Here is a 24991-nt window from a genome sequence, read left to right on the forward strand (position 1 = left end):
CCCGCGCGGGCCGGGTCCGCCGTCGGGCACCGGTGACGCACCGGTGCCCGACGGCGAGGCGGCGGTCAGGACTCCAGCGGCTCCGCGTGCCAGATCCGGTCGAGGTAGTCGCGCATCGACCGGTCCGAGGAGAAGAAACCCGACCGTGCGACGTTGAGCACCGCGGACCGGCTCCAGGCGTCCGGGTCGCGGTAGGCGGCCTCGACGCGCTGCTGGGCGTCCAGGTACGACTGGTAGTCCGCCAGGACCATGAAGCGGTCCTCGCCGAGCAGGTTGGACACGATCGGCTCGAACGTCTGCCGGTCCCCGCCGGAGAACTCGCCACGGGCGATCAGGTCGAGTGCCCGCCGCAGCGTCGCGTTCTCCTCGTAGTACGTGGCCGGCCGGTAGCCGGCCTCGGCGACGGCGGCGGCCTCGGGCTCCGTCAGACCGAACAGGAAGAAGTGGTCGTCACCCACGAGCTGGCGGATCTCGACGTTCGCCCCGTCGTCGGTGCCGATCGTGAGCGCACCGTTGAGCGCGAACTTCATGTTGCCGGTGCCCGAGGCCTCCTTGCCGGCCAGCGAGATCTGCTCCGAGAGGTCCGCGGCCGGGATGAGCGTCTCCGCCACCGTGACGTTGTAGTTCGCCGGGAAGGCCACGCGCAGCACCCGGGAGACCTCCGGATGGTTGTTGACCACCGCCGCGACGTGGTTGATCAGCCCGATGATCTGCTTGGCCATGGCGTACCCCGGGGCGGCCTTGGCACCGAAGACGACGGTGCGCGGCACCACGTCCTCGAGCGCGAGGCGGCCGGAGACGATCCCGTCGTAGAGGGTGATGACGTGCAGGATCTGCAGCGTCTGGCGCTTGTACTCGTGGAGGCGCTTGACCATGACGTCGAGCATCGTGTCGACCGGGACCTCGATCCCGTCGCGCCGTGCGAGGAAGTCGGCGAGGCGCTCCTTGTTCGCCGACTTGACCTCACGGAACCGACGCCGGAACTCCGGGTCGTCGGCCAGCGGCTCCAGCTCGCGCAGGCGGTCGAGGTCGGTGACCCAGCCGTCACCGATCGCCTCGGTGATCAGCTCCGACAGCCGCGGGTTGGCCATCCGGACGAAGCGGCGCGGGGTCACGCCGTTGGTGACGTTGGTGAACTTCTCCGGCCACAGCCGGGCGAAGTCCGCCAGCACCTTGTCGCGGAGCAGCTGCGAGTGGAGCTCGGCGACGCCGTTGACCTTCGTCGCGGCCACCGTGGCCAGGTGCGCCATGCGCACGGCGCGTCCGGGGTGCTCGGCGATGATCGACATCCGCCGCACGAGGACCGCGTCGTCGCCGGAGGCCTCGCGGACCTCCTCGAGGAACTCGTCGTTGATGCGGTAGATGATCTCCAGGTGCCGGGGCAGCAGCCGACCGAGCAGGTCGACGGGCCAGACCTCGAGCGCCTCGGGCAGCAGGGTGTGGCAGGTGTAGGCGAAGCAGCCCTGCGTGACCTCCCACGCCTCGTCCCAGGCGAAGCCCTCCTCGTCGACGAGGATCCGCATGAGCTCGGGCACCGCGATGACCGGGTGCGTGTCGTTGAGCTGGAAGCAGACCCGCTCCGGCAGCCGGTGCAGGTCGAACCCCTGCGGCAGGAGCTGGTCGATGAAGTCCCGCAGGGAGCAGGCCACGAAGAAGTACTGCTGCTGGAGCCGCAGCTCCTTGCCCTGCGGTGTCGAGTCCTCCGGGTAGAGCACCTTGGAGATGTTCTCGGCGAACGTCTGGGCGCGCACCGCCTCGGCGTAGTCGCCGTAGTTGAAGGTCTCCAGGTTGAAGGCGTGCGTGGCCCGGGCGCTCCACAGCCGCAGCGTGTTGACGCACCCGTTGCGGTAGCCGGGGACCATGTAGTTGTAGGGCACGCCGAGGACCTCCCAGCCGGGCACCCAGCGCGACGTCTCGACGGCGTCGGCGCCCTCCCCCTCGGAGACCGTCTCGACGTGACCGCCGAAGCTGACGGTGACCTCGTGCTCGGGGTGGGCGAACTCCCAGGGCGAGCCGTTGTCGAGCCAGCGGTCGGGCTTCTCGACCTGCCACCCGTCCTCGAACTTCTGCCGGAAGATGCCGTACTCGTAGCGGATCCCGTAGCCGATCGCCGGGATCGCCATCGTCGCCAGCGAGTCAATGAAGCAGGCGGCCAGCCGGCCGAGGCCGCCGTTGCCGAGCCCCGGCTCCACCTCGGCCTCGCGCAGCTCGGCCACGTCGATGCCCAGGGAGGCGAGCGCCTCGGAGGCGATGTCGGTGAGGTCGGCCGCGATGAGGGCGTTGTCGAGCTGCCTGCCCAGCAGGTACTCCGCGGACAGGTAGGCCACGGCCTTGGGCTGGGTGCGCAGGTGCTCGCTCGTGGTCCGCATCCAGCTCGCCATCAGGTAGTGGCGGACGGTACGGGCCAGGGCCAGGTACTTGTCGTTCGTGCTGGCGCGCTCCAGGACCGTGCCCTGGGTGAAGTTGAGCTCGCGCAGGTACTCGCGCACGAACCCCTCGACGGAGGGCTCGGGGCTGGCGATCAGCGGGGTCGATTCGGTCACACGGGTGACACTACCTACGCGTCCGCGCGCTGTCCTCGGGTGGTGCTCGGCGGACGCCGGATCGTCACGTCCGCGAACCATGCCCGACACATCGGCCCTGCAGGGACGTGTGACGGATGTCGCTATAGTCCTGCTCATCCTGATGTCGCGCCCCCTCGGAGCACCCATGGCCGCCGGTCCCCGCCCTGTTCGCCGACGCCTCCTCGGCGTGCTCCTCACCGTCGTCGTGGCGCTCTCCGGGACGCTGGTCGCGGCGCCCGCCGCGACGGCGGCCGACGACACCCCGCCCACGACTCCCCAGGTCACGCAGAAGCGCTGGCTCCCGCCGAAGGAGCCCGACTTCTCCGGCATCTGGTGGTGGAAGCCGCGGGCCACGTGGACGGCGTCCCGGGACGACAGCGGGGTCACCGGCTACCAGGTCCAGGTGCGGCACCCCGGCAGCCACTGGCACACGCCCGGCTCGACCACGTGGAGGTCGCCCGACAGGCTGAGGTACCGGCTCCTGCTCGAGCCCGGTGAGCAGGACTGCCTGCGCGTCCGCGCCCGCGACGCCGCCGGGAACGTCAGCCGGTGGTCGAAGCGCCGTTGCACCACCGCGCCGCTGACACCCCTGATGGACTTCGTCGACACGACCCTGGTGAAGGACAACGGCGCACTCACCCACCCGTACGCCTACCTCACCACCACGTGGGGCGGCCCGACGAAGACCGAGGACAGGTTCACGGACGTCCGCGGCGTCCGCCTGCGGGTGCGCACCGGGCCGAAGGCCGGGCGCGCCACGGTCTACGTCGGCAGCCGGCGCCTCGGGACGATCGACGCCCGGTCCTCGACCGGTCGGTGGCGCACGATCACGATCCGCGTGCCCGCGGAGGACGCCCGCACCGGCCGCATCCGGTTCGTGCCCCGCACCGAGGCCCCCGTCAAGATCCGGTTCGTCTGGCCGATCGGCCGGTGACCGATCCGCGGCCGGTCACGCCCCCACGAGCGTGACCAGCCGGGAGCGGCCCGCCGGGTCCTTGACCGCCTGCAGCACCACGTCCACGTGCGGCTCCAGCGCACTGACCTTGTCCAGCGGCGCGCCGATGACGAGCTGGAATCCCAGCCCCTGCCACGCCCCGACCGCACGTCCGGCGAACCGGGCGTCGGCCTTGATGAACGCCTCGTCGAGGAACACCGGCGCGTACCGGGGGCGCTCGGCCCCGGCGTCACCGAGCTGGTACCGCAGGGCCGCGCCCACGATGAACGCCACGAGCTCCTGCGACTCCCCGCCGGACTTCCCGGCGATGTGGTCGTACACCGAGACGTGGTTCCCGTCGAGGTCGACGCACTCGGCGCTGATCCGCACGTGCTCGCGCACGTCCACGAGCCTCCGCCGCTCCGGGGAGTCGGGGCGGATACGGTCGATGAGCCGTGCCATCCGTTCGTAGCGCCGCTGCCGCTCGGCGGGGGTCTGCTCCCCCGGGTCCGCGGCCAGCTCGCGCAGGCGACGCCTGAAGGACACGACGTCCCGCGCCTCGGTCACCTGCGCGGTGATGCGCAGCCGGTGGGCGTCGTCGCGGAACGGCAGGGTCGCCAGGATCTGGTTGACCGGTTCCATGCGCTCGCGGATCTGGGCGACGGAACGGCTCATCACGTTGCCCAGCAGGGTCAGGTCGTGGCCGCTGAGCCGCCCCAGGGTCCGCGACCACCGTTCGGTCAGCTCGTAGAGCCGCTGGTCCTCGATCTCGGCGAGGATCCGGGCGAAGTCGTCGTAGGACGCGTCCGGGTCCGTCCCCAGGTCGGGGTGCGGCCAGGCGTCGCAGAACCGTTCGAACACGCCGCGCAGACCCGCCCGGGCGGCCTCCGCGGCCGCGACGGAGGCCTCCCGGTCGCGGACCAGCTCGCGGGCCACGGCGGTGGTCGCCTGGTCCAGCGCGGCCAGCGGCAGCCGGTCGGGGTCGCCGGGCGCCACCGCCGTCAGTGCCGACTCGAGCCGGCGCTCCTGCACCTCGGTGCACCCCACGCCCGACTCCTCGGCCCCCTCGACGGCGTCGGTGACCTGGTCGACGAGGTCGGTGATGGCCGCCCACTGCTCGCCGAGCTCGCGCACACGGTTCTCGGCGTCGGCGCGCTCGCGGTACAGCTCGGTCAGCCGGGCCCGCAGCTCCTGCTCGTCGTCGCCGAGGGCGCGCACGACGTCGGACCCGTCGCGCAACGACGCGAGACGCGCCTGCCGCACGGCCAGGGCCTCCTCGGCCCCGTCGACGTCGACGTCCTCCCAGCTCAGCCGCAGGAGCTGGCCGGCGGCGACGAACTCGTCGGTGTGCGCCGCCTGCCGCAGCCGTGCACCCTCCAGCGCCGCGCCGGCGTCCTGCAGCGCGGTGCGTGCGGACTCGATGTCGGCGGCCAGCCGGTCACGACGTCGCGCGTTGGAGAACCCGAGCACGGACCCCCGCGGGCTGCCGCCGTGGGCACCGCGGCTGCCGTCGGCGATCTGCCCGGCGCGGGTCAGCGCCCGCCGGTGCTCGCGCAGCTCCGACGGATCGTCGACGCAGACGTGGTCGAACCGGTCCGCGAGCCGGTCGGCGAGCCATCCGCCGAACGGGCCGGCCTTGATCTCGAGCCGTCCCGGCAGGGTGCGCGGGTCGGCGTCCTCCCCCATGGGCCGGTGCGTGGGGACGCCCTCGAAGCGCAACCGGCGGCGCAGCGGGACGCGGTCGATCGCGGACCGGAAGTTCGCCAGGCGCTCGGCGTCGACGAGCAGCGTGGTGGCGAAGCCGCCCAGGGCCAGACCGATGGCGTCACGCCACGGCTCGTACTCGCCGCGGACCTCGAGCAGCTCGCCGACGAACGGCAGCTCGTCGGCGTCGAGGCCGGCCGCCTCGGCGAGCGCGACCCGGGCGGCGTGGTCCTCCGCGGAGACGTTGCCACGACGCCGGGACAGCGAGGCCGCCTCCTGCTCCAGCCGGGCCAGCCGCTGCTCGGCGTCCGTGACCGCACGACGGGCGCCGTAGACCGCGTCCTCGAGCTCGGCGGACCGCTCGGTGCGGTGCTCGACCAGGTCGTGCGCGGCACGCCGGACGCGGTCGAAGTCACGGCGGGAGCCCACCGACTCCTCGAGCACGGCGAGCTGCGTCTCCAGGCCGGCGCGGGCGGTGCGCACCTGCGCCAGCTCCTCGGACCGGCGGCGGATCTCCCGCTCCGCCGCCTCGATGGCGTCACCGCCCTGGCGTCGCAGCGCGGCCCGGGTCTCCTCGAGGTCGGACTCGGCGGTGGCGATCCGCGCGGCGGCGGCGGTGCGGCGTTCCTCGGCGGCGCGGTGCGCGGCGCGGTTGACCTCCTCCTCGGCACGGACGAGCGCGAGCCGGCGGCGGTCGCGCCACACGCTGAACGGTGTGGTGGTGGCCTCGGCGCCCGACCCCGGCGCGCCCAGCGTGTCGAGCAGCGCCACGGCCGCCTCGGCGTCGTCGATCCGTGCGCGCAGCTCGCGCATCGGACGCAGCACCTCGACCTGGCGGGTGGCGGTGAGCATCTCGGTGCGCACGGCGCTCAGCTCGTCGAAGTGCTCCACGGCGCGGTCGGCCACCTCGAGCGTCTCCGGCTCGGTGAGCACCATCGCCTTGTACAGCGCGTCGACGGTGGTGATCGCCTGTCCGGCCTGGATGCGTCCGAGCAGCTGCATCGCCCGGTGCCCGTCCCCGGCCGCCCCGATCCCGAGCGCGGCGTGCAGCCGGGTGGCGAAGGCGATGTCGGTGTCGAACGGCGTGAGCCCGGCCTCCGCCAGCCCGGTGCGCGCGAACCGCCCCGGCGCCAGGGCCTCCAGGTCCCGCAGGTCGAACGCGCCGTCGGCGGTGGCCCGCACGACGACGCACTCCTCGTTGCGCGTCGCGCCGCGCGGGACGTACCAGGCACGCAGCGCGGTGAAGACCTCCCCGGACTGGTCCGTCCACGACATCGCGATCGCCGTCCAGGTGTCGACGCCGTCGCCGCGCAGCACCTGCTCGCGGCTGGTGGCGCCGTCGGCCCGGGACTCGTCCTGCTTGCCGCGGGCGTACGACAGGACGTTGCGCTGCTCGCGCCCGCGGGCCCGCCCCGCGGCCGCACCGTTGGACGCCCCGTTGAACGGGGTGGTGTGGCTCATCATCAGGGCGATGTAGGCGTCCAGCAGCGTCGACTTGCCCGAGCCCGACGCCCCGGACAGCAGCGTCGCCCGCGGGGAGAAGCGCACCTCGTGGTGCCCGTGGTAGCCGCCCCAGTTGACGAGCTGCATCGAGGTGGCCGTCCACTGGCGCCCGTCCGAGGCCGCGGGGATCAGCCCGAACAGCGAGTCGTTCATGCGGACCGTCGTCGTGGTGGTCATGCGTCCTCCCCCGTCCCCGCCGCGCCGTCGTGCCGGTCGGCTCCGTCCTGACCGCTCAGCCAGGCCGTCAGCTCGCGCAGCCGGTCGACCGGAAGCAGGATCTCCACGACCGGTCCGACGCGGTAGCGCCCGGTCGCGACCTCCTCCAGCACGCGTTCGCGCACCAGGGCGGCGACGGCGTTGTCGATCTCCCGGTGCCGAGCCGCCAGGTTGGTCTCGTCGTGGGCGAGGAACCCGAGCGCGTAGTCGGTCATCTCCTCGGCGTCGACGTAGGCGGCCGGGTGCCCGGCGCCCTGCTCCTGGTGGTACCGGTTGCGCACGTAGAGCATGAGCAACGTCTCGACCCGCTTGAAGGGCTCGTCCCGCAGCAGCACCGGGACCGCGAGGCCGTCCGGGCGCACCTGGCGCTTGTACGCGATCTCGTAGTCGCGGTCCACGACCAGCTCGACGAAGAGGTCGTGCAGGCGGGACGACAGCACCTGCTGGTGGGTCAGCAGCGCCGTCCACTCCGCCGGGTGCTCGGCCGCCGACAGGTACCGCCGCTGCATGACGAGCGCCAGGACGCGGCGGGCCTCGAACGGCAGCACGCCGGTGTCGCCGGCGAACAGCGCGGTGTCCTCGTCCTCGATCGCGGCGGCCTCCACGAAGGGCTCGTCGGCGCCCGTGCCCGACGGCGGCACCTCGGTCTCGGCGACGTCAGTCATCGGTCCTCCTGATCGGGGTACGGGGCAGCACGAAGTCGCGGGTGGTGCCGTCGGCGCGGGTGGCGGTGACGCGTTCGAGGTCGGCCGCGGGGACGTCGCCGGTGCCGGCTCCTGCGGTCGCGTCGGCGTCGCCGTCCGCGGCGACGAGGTCCAGGTAGCCGAGCAGCTCCACCGGGCGCCGCAGGGCGGCCGGCCCCTGTGCGAAGACCGCCCCGACCGTGCTCGGTGCCGTCAGGGCGGCCAGCCGGGCGGCGAGGTCGAGGTGGTGCGGGCCGCCCATGGCCCGCAGGTCGTCGATCGCCCCGTCGGTGTCGCCGGCGTCGTCGGCGACCCCGGGGTCGAGCTCCTCGGGCGGCGTCTCGGGTCGCAGGTCGTGCAGCGTGGTGCGCAGCCGGCCGGGCACGGCACGCTCGAACCAGCGCAACGGCTCGACGCGGGCGGCGCGCGCGCTGGCCGGGAACCAGTCCGCCATGGCGGCGGTCGCCTCCCGCAGCGCGGTGTCGACCTCCCGGTCCCGCAGCGGGTTGTGGTGGCGGATCTGGGCGGTGACCGTGCGCGAGACCCGGGCCTGGGCCGCCAGGACCACCTCGATCGCCGAGACGAGCTGGGCGCGCAAGCCCTGCAGGGCGACGCGCTGCGCCGCCGGGACCTCGGCGGCGAACGGGTGCTCGAGGATCTGCCGGACACGCTGCTCGAGCGAGTCCAGGAGCTCGGGGTCACCGAGCAGCTCCATGGCCCCGGCGAAGGCGCGTCCCTCCGGCGTGCCGTCGAGGAGGTTCTCCGAGGCGTCCAGGTACTCGGCGACGACCACGCCCGTGGACCGTTCGTCCTGGCGCAGCCGGGTCACCAGGTCGCGCTGCAGCACCGACAGCGACTCCACGACGCGGGCGAAGTCCGTCGGCAGCTCCCGCACGAGGAACAGCAGGTGGTCGTACTGCTCGCCGAGGCGCTCGTCGGGGACGGGTTCGACCTCTCCCCCGGCCTCGAGCCGCGCGAGCTCGCCCTGCGCCTCGTCGATCCGGGCGCGCAGCCGGCGCATCTGCGCCTCGCGGTCCGGGTAGGCGTCCCGGGCCAGGTCGTCGAGCGCGACCAGCAGGGTGCGGATCCGCGACTCGCTGACCAGGCCCCGGCCGCCCTGGGTGCGCGTGACGACGTCGAGCGCCTCGGTGGCGTAGCTCGAGAGCTGGTAGCGCTCGGTCCCGTCGTCGTCGAGCGCCCGCACCAGCCAGCGTTCGCGCACCCAGCGCGTGCAGACCACGCGCGCCGGATCGCCGGGCACCCGGGGAGCCTGCGGCCCCGCCTCGGCCCGGAACCCCGCGAGCAGGTCGTCCACCTCCACGTGCAGCTGCTCGGTGCCCACGGTGGGACGGTCCGGCGTGAAGACGCAGCGCAGCACGGCGACCACCAGGGGCGCCTCGGCCTTGTGCAGCAGCCCGAGGGTGGGCGCGGCGAAGGCGCGCTCGACCCCCGCGAGCGCCCCGGCCAGCCGTGATCCCGGTGCCGACGCCACCTCAGACGACGACATTCACCAGCTTCGGCGCCCGGACGATCACCTTACGGATCTCGGCACCGTCGATCGCCCGCATGACGTTGGGCTCGGCCAGCGCCGCCGCCGTCAGGTCGTCGTCCGAGATCGAGGGCGAGACCTCGATGCGGCCGCGCACCTTGCCCTTGACCTGGACCACGCAGGTGACGGTGTCCTCGACCAGGTACTCGTCCTGCGCCGTCGGGAACGGCTCCCGGGCCAGCGAGTCGGGGTGCCCCAGCCGCTCCCACAGCTCCTCGGCGATGTGCGGCGCGATGGGCGCCACCATGAGGACCAGCGGCTCCACGGCGGCCCGCGGCACGGAGTCCAGCCCGGTGAGGTGGTTGTTGTAGGTGATGAGCTTGGCGATGGCCGTGTTGGGGCGCATCTGCTCCATCTCGAGGCGGACGTCCGCGATGGTGCGGTGCAGCGCCCTCAGCGTCTCCCGGTCCGGCTCGTCGTCGGTGACCACCAGGGAGCCGTCGGTCTCGTCGACGACGTTGCGCCACAGCCGCTGCAGGAACCGCTGGGACCCGACGACGTCGCGGGTGTTCCACGGACGGGACAGGTCCAGCGGGCCCATCGCCATCTCGTAGACGCGGAAGGTGTCCGCCCCGTACTCGGCGTACATGTCGTCGGGGGTGACGACGTTCTTCAGCGACTTGCCCATCTTGCCGTACTCGCGCTCGACGGGGCGGCCCTCGTAGGTCCACCCCTTCTGCTCGTCACCGTCGACGTCGGCGGCGGGCACGTAGGCGCCGCGGGCGTCGGTGAAGGCGTAGGCCTGGATGTAGCCCTGGTTGAACAGCTTGCCGAACGGCTCGATCGAGCTGACGTGGCCCAGGTCGTGCAGGACCTTGTGCCAGAACCGGGCGTACAGCAGGTGCAGCACCGCGTGCTCCACGCCGCCGACGTACAGGTCGACGCCGCCGGCCGGGCCGGTGGTGTCGTTGTGCCGCGGCCCCATCCAGTACTCCTCCAGGGCCGGGTCGACCACGGGGCGGGTGCCGTCGGCCCGGTCGTCGGAGCCCCACGTGGGGTCCAGGTACCGCAGGTAGTACCAGCACGAGCCGGCCCAGTTGGGCATGGTGTTCGTGTCACGGCGGTACCGCTGCGGGCCGTCGCCCAGGTCGAGGGTGACGTGCACCCAGTCGTCGTTGCGGCCCAGGGGCGCCTCCGGCTCGGAGTCGCGGTCGTCCGGGTCGAACGTGCGGGGGGCGTAGTCCGGCACCTCGGGCAGGCTCACGGGCAGCCGGTCGGTGGGGATGGCGACCGGGCGGTCCTCGGCGTCCCACAGGATCGGGAACGGCTCGCCCCAGTACCGCTGCCGGCTGAACAGCCAGTCGTTCAGGCGGTAGGTGGTGGTGCCGCGGCCGGTGCCCTTCTCCTCGAGCCAGGCGATGATGCGCGCCTTGGCGTCCTCGACGCCCAGCCCGTCCAGGGAGATCTCGTCGTTGGCCGAGCGCACCGTGACGCCGTCACCGGTCCACGCGCCCTCGTGCCCCTCGGGCAGACCGCCCGCGGGCTCGACGGTGTGCACGACGGGCAGCTCGAAGGCCGTCGCGAACGCGAAGTCGCGGTCGTCACCGCCCGGGACGGCCATGATGGCGCCGGTGCCGTACCCCATGAGCACGTAGTCGGCGGTGAAGACGGGGACCGTCTCGCCGTTGACCGGGTTGACCGCCAGGTGGCCGGTGAACACGCCGGTCTTCTTGCCGGCGTCCGCCTGGCGCTCGACGGCGGTCTTGGCCGCTGCCTGGCGGCGGTAGGCGGCGACGGCCTCGGCCGGGGAGGCGTGCCCGCCGGTCCAGACCTCGCGGGTGCCGTCGGGCCAGGTGGCCGGCACCTCGTCCAGCAGCGGGTGCTCGGGGGAGACGACCATGAAGGTCGCGCCGAACAGGGTGTCGGGGCGGGTGGTGAACACCTCGATCGCGCCACCGGCGCCCGCGGCGTCGGCGTCCGCGTCCCCGGCGCCGACCACGTGGAAGGTCACGTTGGCGCCCGTCGAGCGGCCGATCCAGTTGCGCTGCATCGCCTTGACCTTGTCCGGCCAGTCGATCAGGTCCAGGTCGTCGACCAGGCGGTCGGCGTAGGCGGTGATCCGCATCTTCCACTGGCGCAGGTTCTTGGTGAACACCGGGAAGTTGCCGCGCTCGGAGCGGCCGTCGGCCGTGACCTCCTCGTTCGCCAGCACGGTGCCCAGGCCGGGGCACCAGTTGACCGGGGAGGAGTCGACGTAGGCGAGCCGCTGGGAGTCCAGCACGTCGCGCTGCTCGTTCGCGTCCAGCGCGGACCACACGGCACCGCCCGTGTTGTCGCCGTCGTGGCCGGGCACGGGACGCGCGCCCGCGGCCAGCTCGTCGCGCAGCTCGGCGATCCGTCGGGCCCTGCCGCGCTGGGCGGTCGGGCTGCCGTCGGCCCGCTTCCCGGCCTGCTCGGCGTCGGCGTCGTACCAGGAGTCGAAGATCTCCAGGAAGATCCACTGGGTCCAGCGCACGTAGTCGTCGTCGATGGTGGCGAAGCTGCGCCGCGGATCGTGCCCCAGGCCCATCCGGCGCAGCTGGCGCCGGTAGGTGACCATGTTGCGCTCGGTGACCAGGCGGGGGTGCTCACCGGTCTGGACCGCGTACTGCTCGGCGGGCAGGCCGAAGGCGTCGAAGCCCATGGCGTGCAGCACGTTGTCGCCGCACATCATGCGGAAACGGCCCACGACGTCGGTGGCGATGAACCCGAGCGGGTGGCCGACGTGCAGACCCGCGCCCGAGGGGTACGGGAACATGTCCATGATGAAGAACGGCCGACCCGTCGGCCGGGCACCGCCCGCCCCCGTGAGGTCTCCGGTCGGGTTCGCGGCGTAGAAGGTGCCGCGCTCGTCCCACCGGTCCTGCCAGCGCAGCTCGATCTCCTGCGCGAGGGCGGGGGTGTACCGGTGCACCGGCTCGTCCGGGCGCTGCGGGGTGACGGGCATGTCCGTGGTGTCGGCGTTCGGCGTGCTCACCCGGGCGAGTCTACCGGCCGGGCCGTCCGGGACCCGCGGCCTTTTCGCCGGTCCGGACCTCGCCGTCGGGCGGCGGCCCGGCTCAGAACGAGGCGACCAGCGCGGCGCCGACGGCGACGAGCAGCCAGGCGACCGCCACGACGTAGCCGATGACGAGGATCACGCCGCGGTTGCCCACGACGATGCGGCGCAGCCCGTCCCCCACCCGGAGGTCCCCCTCCTGGACGGCCCGCACGACCTGGAACCACAGCAGCGGCCACATGGCGGTCCACACGACCATGCAGGCCGGGCAGAGCGCCACGAGCACGTAGAAGCTCGTCCACATGAGGAAGAACACGAGCAGCTGGCCGAGCACGGTGCCGCCGAGCAGCCACAGGTGGTACCAGCGCGGCAGCCGGGCACCGGTGAGCAGCACGACACCGGTCGTGATCACCACGGGGAACGCCGCCACGCCGATGAAGGGGTTGGGGAACCCGAGCAGGGACCCCTGCCACGACTCCATGGCGACGCCGCAGTCGAGGAACAGGTTGATCGAGCAGGAGGTCACCCGGTCCGGGTCCTGCAGCTTGAGGATCCGCTCGATGGCCAGCCAGAGCGCTCCGCCGAAGCCGACCGCCCCGAGCACCACGAGGAGCAGGGCGTAGGGGCGGGTGGCCAGCGGGCGCGGCCCCGTCGCGGGAGCCGCGGCGTCGTCGGCGCCCGGGCTGCCGCCCGTCGCGTCCGCGGAGATCTCGGTCACGAGGTGACGGTACCTCACACGGTGCGGGCCGGAGCCGGGCGGGGCGTGCGCAGCGAGACCAGCACGACGGCCAGACCGACGACGGTCAGCCCCAGGCCGGCCCACGCGGGCGCCACGTACCCCCAGCCGCCGGCGATGACCAGCCCGCCGACGAACGCACCGCCGGCGTTGCCGACGTTGAGGGCCGAGTGGCACAGCGCCGCGCCCAGGGACTGCGCCCGCGGCGAGAGGTCCATCAACCGTGTCTGCATGGCCAGCCCCAGCACCTGCGAGGTGACCCCGAGCAGGAAGAGCCCGGCCACGGCCCCGAGCGGGCTCGTCGCGGTGAGCGCGAACAGCACCAGCGACAGCCCGGTGCTGACGAAGCCGCCCAGCACGGTGCCCACGACGGACCGGTCGGCGAGCCGGCCGCCGAGCAGGGTGCCGACGGTCATCCCCACGCCCATGACGGCGAGCACCCACGGCACGGAGCTCTCGCCCATGCCGGCCACGCGGGTCACGGTGGGTGCGACGTAGGTGTAGACCGCGAACAGCCCGCCGAACCCCACGGCCCCACCGACGAACGCGACCCACAGCGGGCCGTTGGCCAGCGCGCCCAGCTCCTGGCGGACGCTGCTCTCGACCGGCCCCTGCTCCGGCACGAACCGCCACAGCCCCAGCAGCGTGATCCCACCGAGGACGCCGATGAGCACGAACGCCACGCGCCAGCCGAACGCCTGGCCGACGGCGGTGGAGATCGGCACCCCGACGACGTTCGCCACGGTGAGTCCCGTCATCATCATCGCCACCGCGCGTCCCCGGCGGCCCGGCCCCGCGACCGCGGACCCGACGGCGGCCCCGACGCCGAAGAAGGCGCCGTGCGGAAGTCCGGCGAGGAACCGCCCGGCCACCAGCCACTCGATGCTCGGGGCGGCGGCGGACAGCACGTTCGCCACCGTGTACGACCCCATGAGCAGCAGCAGGAGCCGACGGCGGGACATCCGTGCCGCGGCCACCGTGAGCAGCGGTGCGCCGACCACGACGCCCACCGCGTAAGCGGTGATGGCGTGCCCGACGACGGGGTCGCTGGCCTGCAGGTCGGCCCCGATCTGGGGCAGCAGACCCATCGTGGCGAACTCGGTGGTGCCGATGGTGAAGCCGCCGAGGGCCAGGGCGAACAGGGCCCAGCCGGCGCCCTGGACCGAACCGCGAGTGGGGCTACGGGGCGGTGCGACGGTCACGATCACATCCTCTCGAAACGATTCGACGACGCCGCACGCCTCAGGGGGTGCACGTCGTCGGGGATGCCGACCAGCCTACGCGCGGACCACCCGGACGCGCGAGGCCGCGAGATGACCCAGGTCCACCGCCACCGGCCCGTCCGGACCGGTCCAGGTCAGGGAGAGCGTCCCGGCGTAGTCACGGCGTCGCTCGACCGTGACCTCGACGTCGAGCTCCAGGCCGAGGCCGGCGAGGTAGCGCAGCGCGTCCGGGTCGGCGTCCGAGATCCGGGCCACCGCACCCCGCTCCCCCTCGGCCAGGTCCGCCAGGGGGACGGCGTCGGGGCGCACCACGCGCCCGTCCGCGGTCGGGATCGGGTCGCCGTGCGGGTCGCGGACGGGGTGGCCCAGCCGGGCGTCGATCCGCTCGACCAGCCGGTCGGAGACCGCGTGCTCGAGGACCTCGGCCTCGTCGTGCACCTCGTCCCAGCCGTAGCCGAGCTCACGGACCAGCCAGGTCTCGAGCAACCGGTGACGCCGGACCATCGTCAACGCGTGGCGGCTCCCCTCCTCGGTGAGCCAGACACCGCCGTAGGGCTCGTGGCCGAGCAGCCCCTGCGCCGTCAGGCGGCGGACGGTCTCGGAGACGGTGGACGGCCCGACACCGAGGCGGTCGGCGAGCAGGCCGGTCGTGACCTTGTCGTCGGTCCACTCCTGCGCGGACCAGATCGCCTTGAGGTAGTCCTGCGCCACCGGCGTCAGGTCGGCCGGGCCGGCGGTGTCGGTGTCGTTCACACCCGCAGCCTACGTGGTGGCCTACGGCGCGATCGGGCCGACCGGGCTCGCCGAGGGCGAGGGCCGCACCTCGTCGTCGCCGGTCGCGCCGCCCGTCTCCGTCGGGTCCGGGGAGGACGAGGGGTCGTCCTGCGACGTGTCGAACGGACCCTCCGACGGCGTCGTGCGGTCGAGCTGGCCCACGGCGGGCACCACGGGCGGCACCGGCTCCCGGTCGTGCACCGTGGCCTGGCCGTCCGGGTCCACCGTGATGACCTGGAGGTCGATCACACGACCCTCCTCGGGATCGACGCGCAGGAGCGTCATCTCGGCCGTCCCGCGCAGCGGCCCGACGGTCGCCTGGCCCGACGCGGCGCCCGCCGTGCTGGCGGACACGTACCGCATCCCCTGGCCCACCTGCTCCGGACCGGCCCGACGGTGCGTGTGCCCCGAGACCTGGAACGGCACGCAGCCGGACTCCAGGGCGGGTGTCCCCACCACCGGCGTGTGCACCAGCAGCAGGTCGACGTCACCGTCCTCGCACGCCGTCTCGGCCAGGTCCTCCGCCTGCTCCGCCGGGGTCCGCTCGCGCGCGACCGACGTCCCCTCGCCGATGCGGGTCTCCAGCGCGTCGCGGTCGCCCAGGATGCGCACGCCCGCCACCTCGACGACGGACCCGTCGAGCACCGTCTGGCCGTGCGCGGCCTCCTGCTCGGAGGTCAGGACCGAGTCGTGGTTGCCGTCCGCGACGATCATCGGCACGCCGTCCGGGACCGCCGCGGCGAACGAGTCGACGCACGCCTTCTCCACGGCCGTGCCGTTCATCGTGGTGTCCCCGGCGTTGAGCACGACGTCGGCGCCGGCCAGCGTCGCGGCCGAGCTGATCAGGGTCGACATGCCGGTGTTGCAGTGCAGGTCGGAGACCACGAGCATCGTCACCACGTCGTCGCCGCTCGCGGACACGTCGCCGAGGTTGGTCCGCACCGCGTCCCGGATCAGCCAGGACCGCCACGCCTGGTGCAGGTCGTCGTCGGCGGCGGCGTAGAAGGCCTCGTTGTCGTCGTACAGCTCCAGGAGCTGGCCGCCGTAGGTGTCGACCACGGACGCCAGCCGCCCGGTGATGCGCGCGCCCTCCAGCGCCGTCCCGGCGAACACCTCGGACGCCGGACGGCCGGACCGCACGGGTGCCTCGTCACCGGACACGACCGTCGCCCCGACGACCGCCACCACGACCACCCCGGCGGTGAGCTGCCAGGTCCGCGGCGCCAGCACCGCCGAGAGCTCCTTCCGACGGCGTCGGCCCAGCAGGGCGCTCAGGCCCCACCCGGCCAGCCCCACGACGGCGAGCGCCGCCACGGACCGGCGGATCGCCGACGCCACGAGCGCCCGGGTGGCGGCGTCGATGGTGATCTCGGGGCTGTCGTAGAACTGCAGGTAGCGGTCGAGGTCGCCGACCAGGCGGTCCAGCGTCGAGGCCTGGTCGACGGCCGTGAGGTCCGCCGGGATCTCCTTGACCGTGATGTCCGCCCCCAGGCCGAGCGGCAGGGGCGAGTCGATCTCGAGGGTGCCCAGCGGGCCCAGGTCGGTCACCACCAGGCCGTCGGTGTCGACCTCGTAGAGGGCCTCGTGCGGGCCGAGGTTGAGCTCGGCCGACGCGGTCGTGACCCCGTAGACGAGGCAGGCGACGACGGCCGCGGAGGCCACCAGGGTCCAACGCAGCCAACGGGGCGGTTCACGGCGATCGGTCATCGTGCCACCATCCTGACACCGATCCCGCGCCGTTCCGTCCACGACCCCGCCGGCCGGTCAGGCGGTGGCGCGCCGCAACGTCACCAGGGCGATCCCGGCGGCGGCGAGCACCGCGACGAGGCCGATGACCGAGGTCGTCACGACACCGCTGCCGAAGGCGGCGTGCGCCGAGTCGAGCAGGGCCCGGGCCTGGCCGGGGGGCAACGTCGCCGCGACGTTCGTCGCCCCGCCGAGCGTCTCGGTCGCCCGCGCCGCCGCGCCGGGCGCCACGCCGTCGGGCACCCGGACGCCCGCCTGGTACGAGGCCGTGAGGATGCCGCCGAGCACGGCCGTGCCGAGCACCGCGCCCAGCTCGTACGCCGTCTCGGAGATCGCCGAGGCGGCGCCGGCCTTCTCGGCCGGGACGCTGGAGACGATGAGGTCGTTCGAGATCGTCTCGGCCATCCCGACACCGAGCGCGAGCACCACGAACGCCAGCGCGATCCAGCCCGCCTCGCCGCGCCCCGCGACCAGAGCGGTCACGAGGTAGCCGGTGGCCGACACCGCGAGCCCGGAGGCGACGATGACCGCGGGCCGGACACGCCGCACGAGACGCACCACCGACAGCCCGGCCGCGACCGTGGTCACCGTGCCCGGCACGAGGACGAGCCCGGCCTGGACCGGGGACAGACCGAGGACGAGCTGCAGGTCCTGGGAGACGAAGAAGAGGAATCCCACGAGCGCGAAGACCGACAGCAGGTTGACCAGCACGCTGCCGGTGAACGCGGTGTGGGCGAACAGCCGCACGTCGAGCATCGGGTCCGGCCGCCGGAGCTGGCGACGGACGAACACCACCCCGACGCCCAGGCCCACGGTGAGCTCCGCGAGACCGAGGAGGTCGCCCTTGGCCAGCGTCTTGATCCCGAGCACGACCGTCAGCATCGCGGCCATGACGAGCGCGATGGACACCGGGTCGACGCGGCCGGGCGCCGGGTCGCGGGACTCGGGCACGAACACGGGTGCCAGGACGACCAGCAGCGCGAGCACCGGCACCGCGAGCAGGAAGACCGAGCCCCACCAGAAGTGTTCGAGCAGCACGCCACCGACGATCGGGCCGACAGCGGACCCCACGGTGAACGTGGACGCGAACACGGCGACCGCGAGCCGGCGCTCGGTGCGGTCGGTGAAGACGTTGCGCAGCAACGACAGCACCGAGGGCATGAGCATGGCCCCGAAGAACCCGAGGCCCGCCCGGGCGACCAGGAGCGCACCGGCGCTGGGCGCGAAGGCGGCCAGTGCGGACACGGCGGCGAAGCCGGCGGCACCGGTCAGCAGCAGGCGGCGGCGGCCCACGCGGTCGGCGACGGAGCCCAGGGGGACGAGCAGGCCGGCCAGCACGAGCGAGTAGACGTCGACGATCCACAGCAGCTGGGTGCCGCCGGGTTCGAGCGCGGCCGAGATCTGCGGCAGCGCGAAGCTGAGGACGGTGTTGTCGATGGACACGAGGAGCACCGGCAGCATGAGCACGGCGAGCGCGACCCACCGCCGCACCGGGGCGGCCGGGGTGGCCGCGGGAACGGTGGCGGGGGTCGTCGTCGAGGAGGCCGGTGCCGTGAGGATCTGAGCCATGGGGAGGCCTTTCACGAGCACGGGACGGCCAGGGCGACGCGTCGCGTCGGACTTCTGCACCGTCTAGTCGGTACAGTAACGAGTCCGCCGGTAGGGTGCAACCATGCCTCCCCCTCCCGCAGCTCGAGCAAAGGTGCTCGAGGCGTTCACCGACCTCCTCGTCACCTCCGGGGAACGGTCCGCCACCCTCGACGCGGTCGCCGACCACGCCGGCGTCTCCAAGGGCGGCCTGCTCTACCACTTCGGGTCCAAGGACGCCCTGGTCGACGGGCTCGTCGAGCAGCTCACCGACCTCATCGCCGCCGACGCGGCCGCGATGCGCGCGGATCGCGAGGGCCCGGTGCACTACCTGCTGCGCACCTCCTCCGACGTCGGCCACGAGTTCGACCGTGCCTACCTCGCGGTCGCCGAGCTGGCCCGCGGTGCGTACCCCCGGGCCCGCGGAGCGCTGGACGCGGCCGAGCAGGCGTGGACCGACGCCGTCGTCGAGGAGGTCGGTGACCCCGCCGTCGCCCGGGCGGTCGTGCTGCTGTCCGACGGGATCTACCACCGCACGTCGCTGGGCGCCGCACCGCCGCCGCTGGAGGAGCTGCTCACCCTCGTCGACAGCCTGCGTCGGACGACCACGGGCTGACGCCCGCCGTCAGCCCGTCCGGCGCTGGGCCTCGACCGAGCGGCGCAGCGCCTCCATCAGGTCGACGACCTCGGCGCCCTCACCCTCCGGCTGCTCGCCGAAGGTCTCGGCGGCGTCCACCGTGTCGCCCTGCTCGATCTTCGCGTCGATGAGCTGCCGCAGCTGGGCCTGGTACTCGTCGGTGTACTCCTCGGGCGCGAAGTCCGCCTCGTAGGCCGACACGAGCTGGGCGGACATCGCCAGCTCCTTGTCGCTCACCGACGTCGACCCGTCGAGCGCGGGGAACTCCGCCGCCCGGATCTCGTCGGCCCACAGCAGCGTCTGCAGCGTGAGCACCTCCTCGCGCACGCGCAGCGCCGCCAGCCGGGTGCGCTGACGCAGCGCGAACTTCACGATCGCGGTGCGGTCGGTCTCCTCGAGGGTGCGGCGCAGCAGCACGTAGGCCTTCGGGCTCTTCGAGTCCGGCTCGAGGTAGTAGGACCGGTCGAGCAGGATCGGGTCGACCTGGTCGCTGGGGACGAATTCGACGACCTCGATCTCGCGGTTCGACTCCGCCGGCAGCGCGGCGAAGTCCGCCCGGGTCAGCACCACGACGTGCTCGCCGTCGTCGTAGGCCTTGTCGATGTGCTCGTACGGCACCGTCTCGCCGCACACCTCGCACACGCGCCGGTAGCGGATGCGACCGCCGTCGGCGTCGTGCACCTGGTGCAGCGACACGTCGTGGTCCTCGGTGGCGCTGTAGATCTTCACCGGGACGTTCACGAGCCCGAACGTCACGGCGCCCTTCCAGATCGCCCTCATCACCCCATGGTCACGCGGGCGGTCACCGGACGCGACCGGTCAGCCGAGCAGGCCCAGGACCCCCACGACACCGACGAGGGCACCCAGGAGCAGGGACACCCCCACCAGCACGGCGTGGACGGTGTAGAAACGGGTGGGCCGCGCGGCGTCGTCACGGGCCCGCGGGTCGCGCGTGACCCGCTTCCAGAACGGCGGCCACACCACGAGGTTCCACACGGCGGCGACGACGAGCACGAGCGACCAGGCGACGGGGATCTCCACGGCGACGAGTATCCCACCCGGGGCCGGGCGCGGGGCGGCGCGCCGACGAGCGCGCCGCCCCGCGGTTCCTCAGCGGCCGAGCGTCGCGAGGACGGCGTCGGCCATCCCCGCCTCGCCGCGGGCGTTGGGGTGCACCGGCACGACGTTGGTGCCGAAGAGGATCGGCTCGATCCACCGCTCCCCGTACGGCGCGCAGGCGTCACGGCCCTCGCTGCGCTCCGCCATGTCGACGAACGTCGCCCCCGTCTCGGCGGCGGCCTGCTCGATCACGCCGTTGAGGGTGGCCTGCAGGTCGCGCAGGTAGGGGATGTCGCCCTGCGCGATCGACATCTTGGCGAAGCAGCCCTTCTCCGCCGGCACGATCCAGGGGTAGCCCACGATGGCGACCTCGGCCTTCGGCGCGCGCTCCTGGATGTCCAGCAGGGCCTGCCGCACGGCGGGGTAGGTGACCTGCTCGACCTGGTCGGTGAAGTGGCTCCCGTAGGTGTTCTTGCACGGGCTGCCGAAGCCCACCGTGAGCGCACCCAGCGACCCGCACTTGAGGATGGCGCTGATGAACGTGCTGTTGTCGTTGCCGCCGATGGTCAGCGTGACGACGTCGGTCTTGGAGGTGAGCGCGTCGAGCTGGGCGGGCACGAACAGGTGCTGGTTCCGGTAGAGGTCCCCCGTCTCGGCACCGGAGCAGCTGACGTCGGTCAGGTCCGCACCGATCCGGTCGGCCACCAGGTGCGGGTAGTTGCGGGTGCTCTGCAGGCAGACCGGTCGGGCGTCCGGGGCCAGCGGCAGGATGCCCGACCCGGCCGAGTAGGAGTCGCCGAGGGCGACGTACTCCTCGGGGGGCGGGGCGGCCGCGGCCGCCGGGACGAGGCAGCCGGCGACGAGGACGGTGGCGGACGCGAGCGCGGCGGCCAACCGTCGACGGGGGGCGAGGGGCATGAGACAACTCCTTCGTTGTTTCGTCCGGCGCTCGACGGTGAGCACCGGTACCGAGTATCACGATCTGCGACTCCGTCCACAAGGCATCGCGGCAGATCCATGGCCAGGATGAACACGTGAGCCGGCAGCCCCAGCGCGTGTCGGTGGAGGGGCGCAGCCTGACCCTGACGAACCTGGACAAGGTGCTGTACCCCGCCACCGGCACCACCAAGGGCGAGGTGCTGCAGTACCTCGCCCGGGTCGCGGACGTCCTCGTCCCGCACGCGGCGCACCGGCCGGCCACCCGCAAGCGATGGCCCGACGGCGTCGAGGGCCAGTCGTTCTTCCAGAAGAACCTCGACGCCTCCACCCCCGACTGGGTACCGCGACGCACCATCCGGCACCGGCACTCCGTCAACGACTACGTGCTCGTCGACGACCTGGCCACGCTCACCTGGCTGGGCCAGACCGCCACCCTGGAGATCCACGTCCCGCAGTGGCGGTTCGGGCGCACCGGTGACCCGCTGCCCCCGGACCGCCTGGTGCTGGACCTCGACCCGGGTCCCGGCGTCGGGCTGCCCGAGTGCGCCCGGGTCGCCCGGTGGGCCCGCGACATCCTCGCCGGGACGGGCCTGGAGCTGCTGCCCGTGACCAGCGGGTCCAAGGGCCTGCACCTGTACGCACCGCTCACCGGACCGCACGGTCACCTCACCAGCGACGACGTCTCCGCCGTCGCCAAGGAGCTCGCCCAGCACCTCGCCACCGAGCATCCCGACCACGTGGTCGCCGAGATGAAGCGCTCGCTGCGGGCGGGCAAGGTGTTCGTCGACTGGTCGCAGAACAACGGGTCCAAGACCACGATCACGCCCTACTCGCTGCGCGGACGGGAGCGCCCGACCGTCGCCGCGCCCCGTACCTGGGACGAGCTCGACGACCCGGACCTCGGCCAGCTCACCTACCCCGAGGTGCTGGAGCGCGTCGCCCGCGACGGTGACCTGCTGACCCCGCTGCTGGCCGGTCACCTGGACCGCCTCGAGCCGACGCCGGAGCACCTGGCGTCGTTCGAGCGGCTGGAGACCTACCGCGCCAAACGTGACCCGGGACGGACCCCGGAACCGTTCGACAGCGACACCGACCGCCCCGTCGACGCGGCGCCCCGGTTCGTCGTCCAGGAGCACCACGCCCGCCGTCTGCACTGGGACTTCCGGCTCGAGCACGAGGGTGTCCTGGTGAGCTGGGCGCTGCCGAAGGGGGAACCCACCGACCCCGCGCAGAACCATCTCGCCGTGCAGACCGAGGACCACCCCCTGGCCTACGGCGACTTCGAGGGCACGATCCCGGCCGGCGAGTACGGCGCCGGGGAGGTGACGATCTGGGACGCCGGGACCTACGACCTGGAGAAGTGGCGCGAGGGCGCCGAGGTCATCGTCACCCTCCACAGCGAGCGCCGCGGGTCACGGCGGCTCGCGCTGATCCGCACCGGCGGACGCGGCGGGGACGACCAGAAGTCGTGGCTGATCCACCGCACGAAGGCCCAGCCCGGCGACGCCGCACCGGTGACGTCCGACGGCGGGTCCGCCGTCGCACCGCCGCCGTCGGCCGCCACCCTGGCCGCGCCCCGTCCGATGCTCGCGACGAGCGCGAGCGAGGCGGAGCTGGCCCGGCTGACCTCGGACGACTGGGCGTTCGAGGCCAAGTGGGACGGTTTCCGCACGATCGTCGAGGTGCTGCCGCCCGAGGCGTCCGCGCAGCACGGGGACCGTGCGTCGGCCGAGGACGAGGCGTCACCCGGGCACGGGGCACCACCAATGCGGGTGCGGCTGACCTCCCGGTCGGGCCGGGACCTGACCCCGACCTTCCCCGAGCTGCAGGCGGTGGGGGGCATGGTCCGTGCCGCGGACCTCCCGCTCGTCCTGGACGGCGAGGTCGTCGCCCTGGACCCCGACGGGCGACCGAGCTTCCGCCGTCTGCAGCAGCGTGCCAACCTCGCGAAGCCCCGCGAGGTCGATAGGGCGCGGCGGCGGGTCGGCGTCGACCTGGTGCTCTTCGACGCGCTGCGGGTCGCGGGGGTCGACATCACGGACCACCCCTACGACGAGCGGCGCGCCGCCCTGGCACGGGTCGTCTCCCCCCGCTCCCCCGTCCACGTGCCGACGGCGCTGGAGGGCACGGCCGAGGAGGCCCTGGCCGAGTCCCGCCGGCTCGGCCTGGAAGGACTGGTCGCCAAGCGGCGCCACGCCGGCTACACGGCCGGGCACCGGTCGCGGGAGTGGCTCAAGATCAAGCACACGCCGACCCAGGAGGCCGTGGTGATCGGCTGGCGTCCGCTGCGGGTCGGCACGCCCACCGAGGACCCCCGCTCCGTGGGTGGCCTGCTGCTGGCCCTGCCCGTCGAGGACGACGGCTGGCGGTACGTGGGCCGGGTGGGCACCGGGTTCTCCGACCGCGTACGCCGCGAGCTCGCCGACCGGCTCGCCGGGCAGGAGCGCCCGACGGCGCCGGTCGGCGACGTCCCGGCGATCGACGCCGCCGGCGCCCGGTGGGTCTCCCCCGACGTGGTCGTCGAGGTGCGCCACACGGGTTGGACGGGCGACGCCCCCGGCGAGGGGAGCCTGCGCCACGCCGTGTGGCGCGGGATCCGCGACGACAAGGACCCGCGCGCGGTGCGGGTCGAGTGAGCTCACGCCTCGTGGGCGTAGACCACCGTGTTGTCCACGTAGTGCCCCCAGTCCGCGTCCCAGGCCCCGCCGCAGGTGATGACCCGCAGCTCGGCCCCGTCGGTGTTGGCGTACACCGCGCGCGTCGGGAACTGCTTCTTGGGGTACTGCTCCACCCGGTCGACGACGAACGTCGCCGTGGAGCCGTCCCGGCGGTCGACGTGGATCTCCTGGCCGGGTTCCAGCTCCGCGAGGCGGAAGAAGACCGACGGCCCGTTCGGGCTGTCGACGTGCCCCTCGATGACGGCCGGGCCCTCCTCGCCCGGACGCGGTGACCCGTCGAACCACGCGGCGCGGTCGATGTCGTCCCCGGCGGGGACCTCGATCGTGCCGTCGTCGTTCAGCCCCAGGTGCAGCAGGTCCGAGTCGACGCCGACGGCCGGGATCCGCACCTGCTCCGGCAGCGCGGCACGCTCCTGCCGCGGCGGCTCCGCCGGCGACGGCGCCGCGGACGTCGGGGCGGACGTCGGGGCGGGTACCGCTCGGGCCGACGTGACCGGGTCCGGGGACGTCGCGGCCGCCGTGCCGGGCGCCGCGGCCGGACCCGGGGTGGCTCCTCCGTCCTGGACGCCGAACCCGACGGCGACCGCCGTCCCGCCGCCGAGCACCAGCCCGGCGGCGAGGACGACGGCCACGCGTCGGCGACGCATCAGGAGTCCTGCGCCGTGCGACGGCGGGCCACCAGACCGGCACCCACGCCCGCACCGGCGAGCAGCGCGACGCCGCCACCGGCGATCAGGGCGGCGTTCCCGGTCCCGGCGGTGCTGCCGGTCCCGGTCTGCACGCCGCCGGCGGGCATCTCGTCCATCTGCGAGGCGGCCAGGATGCCGCACAGGGCCGGGTCGGTGGCCTCGGCCGGCAGCGACGGGTCGAGGTCCGAGGGGGTGTCGCCGTCGTAGGCACCGCTGCCGTCGTGGTCGACGCCGTGGACGACCAGGGCCACGTCACCGGCGAGGATGTCGTCGGCGAGGTCCTGCGAGACCTCGATCTCACCGCGCTGGTAGTCGATGCTGCCGCCCGCGGCGGTGTCGAAGCGGTCGACGGCGAGCGCCGAGTCGCCGGAGGTGTCGCCCTCGGTGGTCAGGGACACCTGGACCGAGCCGTAGGACGGCACGCCCTCGGTGGTGGTGATGGTGCCCGAGCCGTCGGCGTCGTCGGCCTCGGTCGGGCACTGGTTCGCGGCGTCCTCGCCGTAGTGCAGGTGCGCGGCGTGCGGGCTGCCGGCGAGCAGGCCCGAGGCCGCGAACTCGACCGTCACGGTCGTGCCGTCGACCCAGACCATCGCGTCGCCGCCGCCGTCGACGCCGTTCAGCGGCACCGGCGTGAGGTCGCCGGAGGCGGTGCCGTCGGCCGCGGCGGCCGGTCCGGTCACGGCCAGCAGGCCGGCGAGCGAGAGGGCGGGCGCGACGAGCGCTGCGCGGGTACGTGCCTTCATGATCGATCCCTTCGTCCGGGTCGCGGCGTTCGCGACCTGTCGAGGGTTCG

Annotated in this window: 18 protein-coding genes; 3 read left to right on the plus strand and 15 right to left on the minus strand. The window is 73.5% G+C overall.

Annotated features, from left to right (window positions below; genetic code table 11):
* Positions 1-65: 65 nt before the first annotated feature.
* Positions 66-2543, minus strand: a complete 2478-nt coding sequence (locus tag Q6350_RS11240; RefSeq protein WP_304604316.1) for a glycogen/starch/alpha-glucan phosphorylase — start codon at positions 2541-2543, stop codon at positions 66-68.
* 142 nt (positions 2544-2685) lie between these two features.
* On the opposite strand from Q6350_RS11240, the gene Q6350_RS11245 reads away from it, so the two are divergent.
* On the plus strand, positions 2686-3498 hold the full coding sequence (locus Q6350_RS11245) for a hypothetical protein (protein WP_305066199.1): 813 nt from the start codon (positions 2686-2688) through the stop codon (positions 3496-3498).
* 15 nt (positions 3499-3513) lie between these two features.
* Here Q6350_RS11245 and Q6350_RS11250 read toward each other — a convergent pair whose 3' ends face one another.
* The 9 genes from Q6350_RS11250 to Q6350_RS11290 form a co-directional block, all read right to left on the minus strand.
* Positions 3514-6882 carry an ATP-binding protein gene (locus tag Q6350_RS11250; RefSeq protein WP_305066200.1) on the minus strand — a complete coding sequence of 1123 codons (3369 nt, stop codon included), beginning with the start codon at positions 6880-6882 and terminating at the stop codon, positions 3514-3516.
* Positions 6879-7586, minus strand: coding sequence for a DUF4194 domain-containing protein (locus tag Q6350_RS11255; RefSeq protein WP_305066202.1), 708 nt, complete (start codon positions 7584-7586; stop codon positions 6879-6881). Before Q6350_RS11255 ends, Q6350_RS11250 begins: the two co-directional genes overlap by 4 nt.
* Positions 7579-9111, minus strand: coding sequence for a DUF3375 domain-containing protein (locus tag Q6350_RS11260; protein WP_305066203.1), 1533 nt, complete (start codon positions 9109-9111; stop codon positions 7579-7581). Before Q6350_RS11260 ends, Q6350_RS11255 begins: the two co-directional genes overlap by 8 nt.
* Positions 9098-12079, minus strand: a complete 2982-nt coding sequence (leuS, locus tag Q6350_RS11265; protein WP_304607148.1) for a leucine--tRNA ligase — start codon at positions 12077-12079, stop codon at positions 9098-9100. The genes Q6350_RS11260 and leuS overlap by 14 nt, the downstream gene beginning before the upstream one ends.
* Before the next feature lie 112 nt (positions 12080-12191).
* Positions 12192-12848, minus strand: a complete 657-nt coding sequence (locus Q6350_RS11270; protein ID WP_304604320.1) for a vitamin K epoxide reductase family protein — start codon at positions 12846-12848, stop codon at positions 12192-12194.
* A gap of 14 nt (positions 12849-12862) precedes the next feature.
* Positions 12863-14068 carry an MFS transporter gene (locus Q6350_RS11275; protein ID WP_305066204.1) on the minus strand — a complete coding sequence of 402 codons (1206 nt, stop codon included), beginning with the start codon at positions 14066-14068 and terminating at the stop codon, positions 12863-12865.
* A 75-nt stretch (positions 14069-14143) separates the two neighbouring features.
* Positions 14144-14842 (minus strand): metal-dependent transcriptional regulator, encoded by a 699-nt coding sequence (locus tag Q6350_RS11280; protein ID WP_171247924.1) that lies wholly within the window; start codon positions 14840-14842, stop codon positions 14144-14146.
* A gap of 21 nt (positions 14843-14863) precedes the next feature.
* Complete coding sequence (locus tag Q6350_RS11285) at positions 14864-16570, minus strand: metallophosphoesterase (protein WP_305066205.1); 1707 nt, start codon at positions 16568-16570, stop codon at positions 14864-14866.
* Positions 16571-16627: 57 nt separating this feature from the next.
* Positions 16628-18178: an MFS transporter gene (locus tag Q6350_RS11290; RefSeq protein ID WP_304606949.1), complete on the minus strand. Its 1551-nt coding sequence runs from the start codon at positions 18176-18178 to the stop codon at positions 16628-16630.
* Between the two features lie 103 nt (positions 18179-18281).
* Between Q6350_RS11290 and Q6350_RS11295 the strand changes: the two genes are divergently transcribed.
* On the plus strand, positions 18282-18812 hold the full coding sequence (locus tag Q6350_RS11295; RefSeq protein WP_304606948.1) for a TetR/AcrR family transcriptional regulator: 531 nt from the start codon (positions 18282-18284) through the stop codon (positions 18810-18812).
* A gap of 9 nt (positions 18813-18821) precedes the next feature.
* Here Q6350_RS11295 and Q6350_RS11300 read toward each other — a convergent pair whose 3' ends face one another.
* The 3 genes from Q6350_RS11300 to Q6350_RS11310 form a co-directional block, all read right to left on the minus strand.
* The gene (locus Q6350_RS11300) at positions 18822-19613 is read right to left on the minus strand and encodes a Ku protein (protein WP_304604325.1); all 792 of its coding nucleotides are present in this window, start codon (positions 19611-19613) and stop codon (positions 18822-18824) included.
* A gap of 39 nt (positions 19614-19652) precedes the next feature.
* On the minus strand, positions 19653-19874 hold the full coding sequence (locus Q6350_RS11305; RefSeq protein ID WP_305066207.1) for an SCO4848 family membrane protein: 222 nt from the start codon (positions 19872-19874) through the stop codon (positions 19653-19655).
* Positions 19875-19943: 69 nt separating this feature from the next.
* A complete protein-coding gene (locus Q6350_RS11310; protein WP_305066208.1) occupies positions 19944-20810 on the minus strand; it encodes an SGNH/GDSL hydrolase family protein in 867 nt (288 codons plus the stop codon).
* Between the two features lie 116 nt (positions 20811-20926).
* On the opposite strand from Q6350_RS11310, the gene Q6350_RS11315 reads away from it, so the two are divergent.
* A complete protein-coding gene (locus tag Q6350_RS11315; protein ID WP_305066209.1) occupies positions 20927-23467 on the plus strand; it encodes an ATP-dependent DNA ligase in 2541 nt (846 codons plus the stop codon).
* Between the two features lie 2 nt (positions 23468-23469).
* On the opposite strand, the gene Q6350_RS11320 is transcribed toward Q6350_RS11315, so the two are convergent.
* Positions 23470-24156: a class F sortase gene (locus tag Q6350_RS11320; RefSeq protein WP_305066210.1), complete on the minus strand. Its 687-nt coding sequence runs from the start codon at positions 24154-24156 to the stop codon at positions 23470-23472.
* Entirely contained in the window at positions 24156-24941 is a 786-nt protein-coding gene (locus Q6350_RS11325; RefSeq protein WP_305066211.1) for a hypothetical protein, read from the minus strand. The genes Q6350_RS11320 and Q6350_RS11325 overlap by 1 nt, the downstream gene beginning before the upstream one ends.
* Positions 24942-24991: the final 50 nt, after the last annotated feature.

Source organism: Isoptericola sp. b515, from assembly GCF_030588125.1.
GTDB classification, from domain to species: domain Bacteria; phylum Actinomycetota; class Actinomycetes; order Actinomycetales; family Cellulomonadaceae; genus Isoptericola; species Isoptericola sediminis.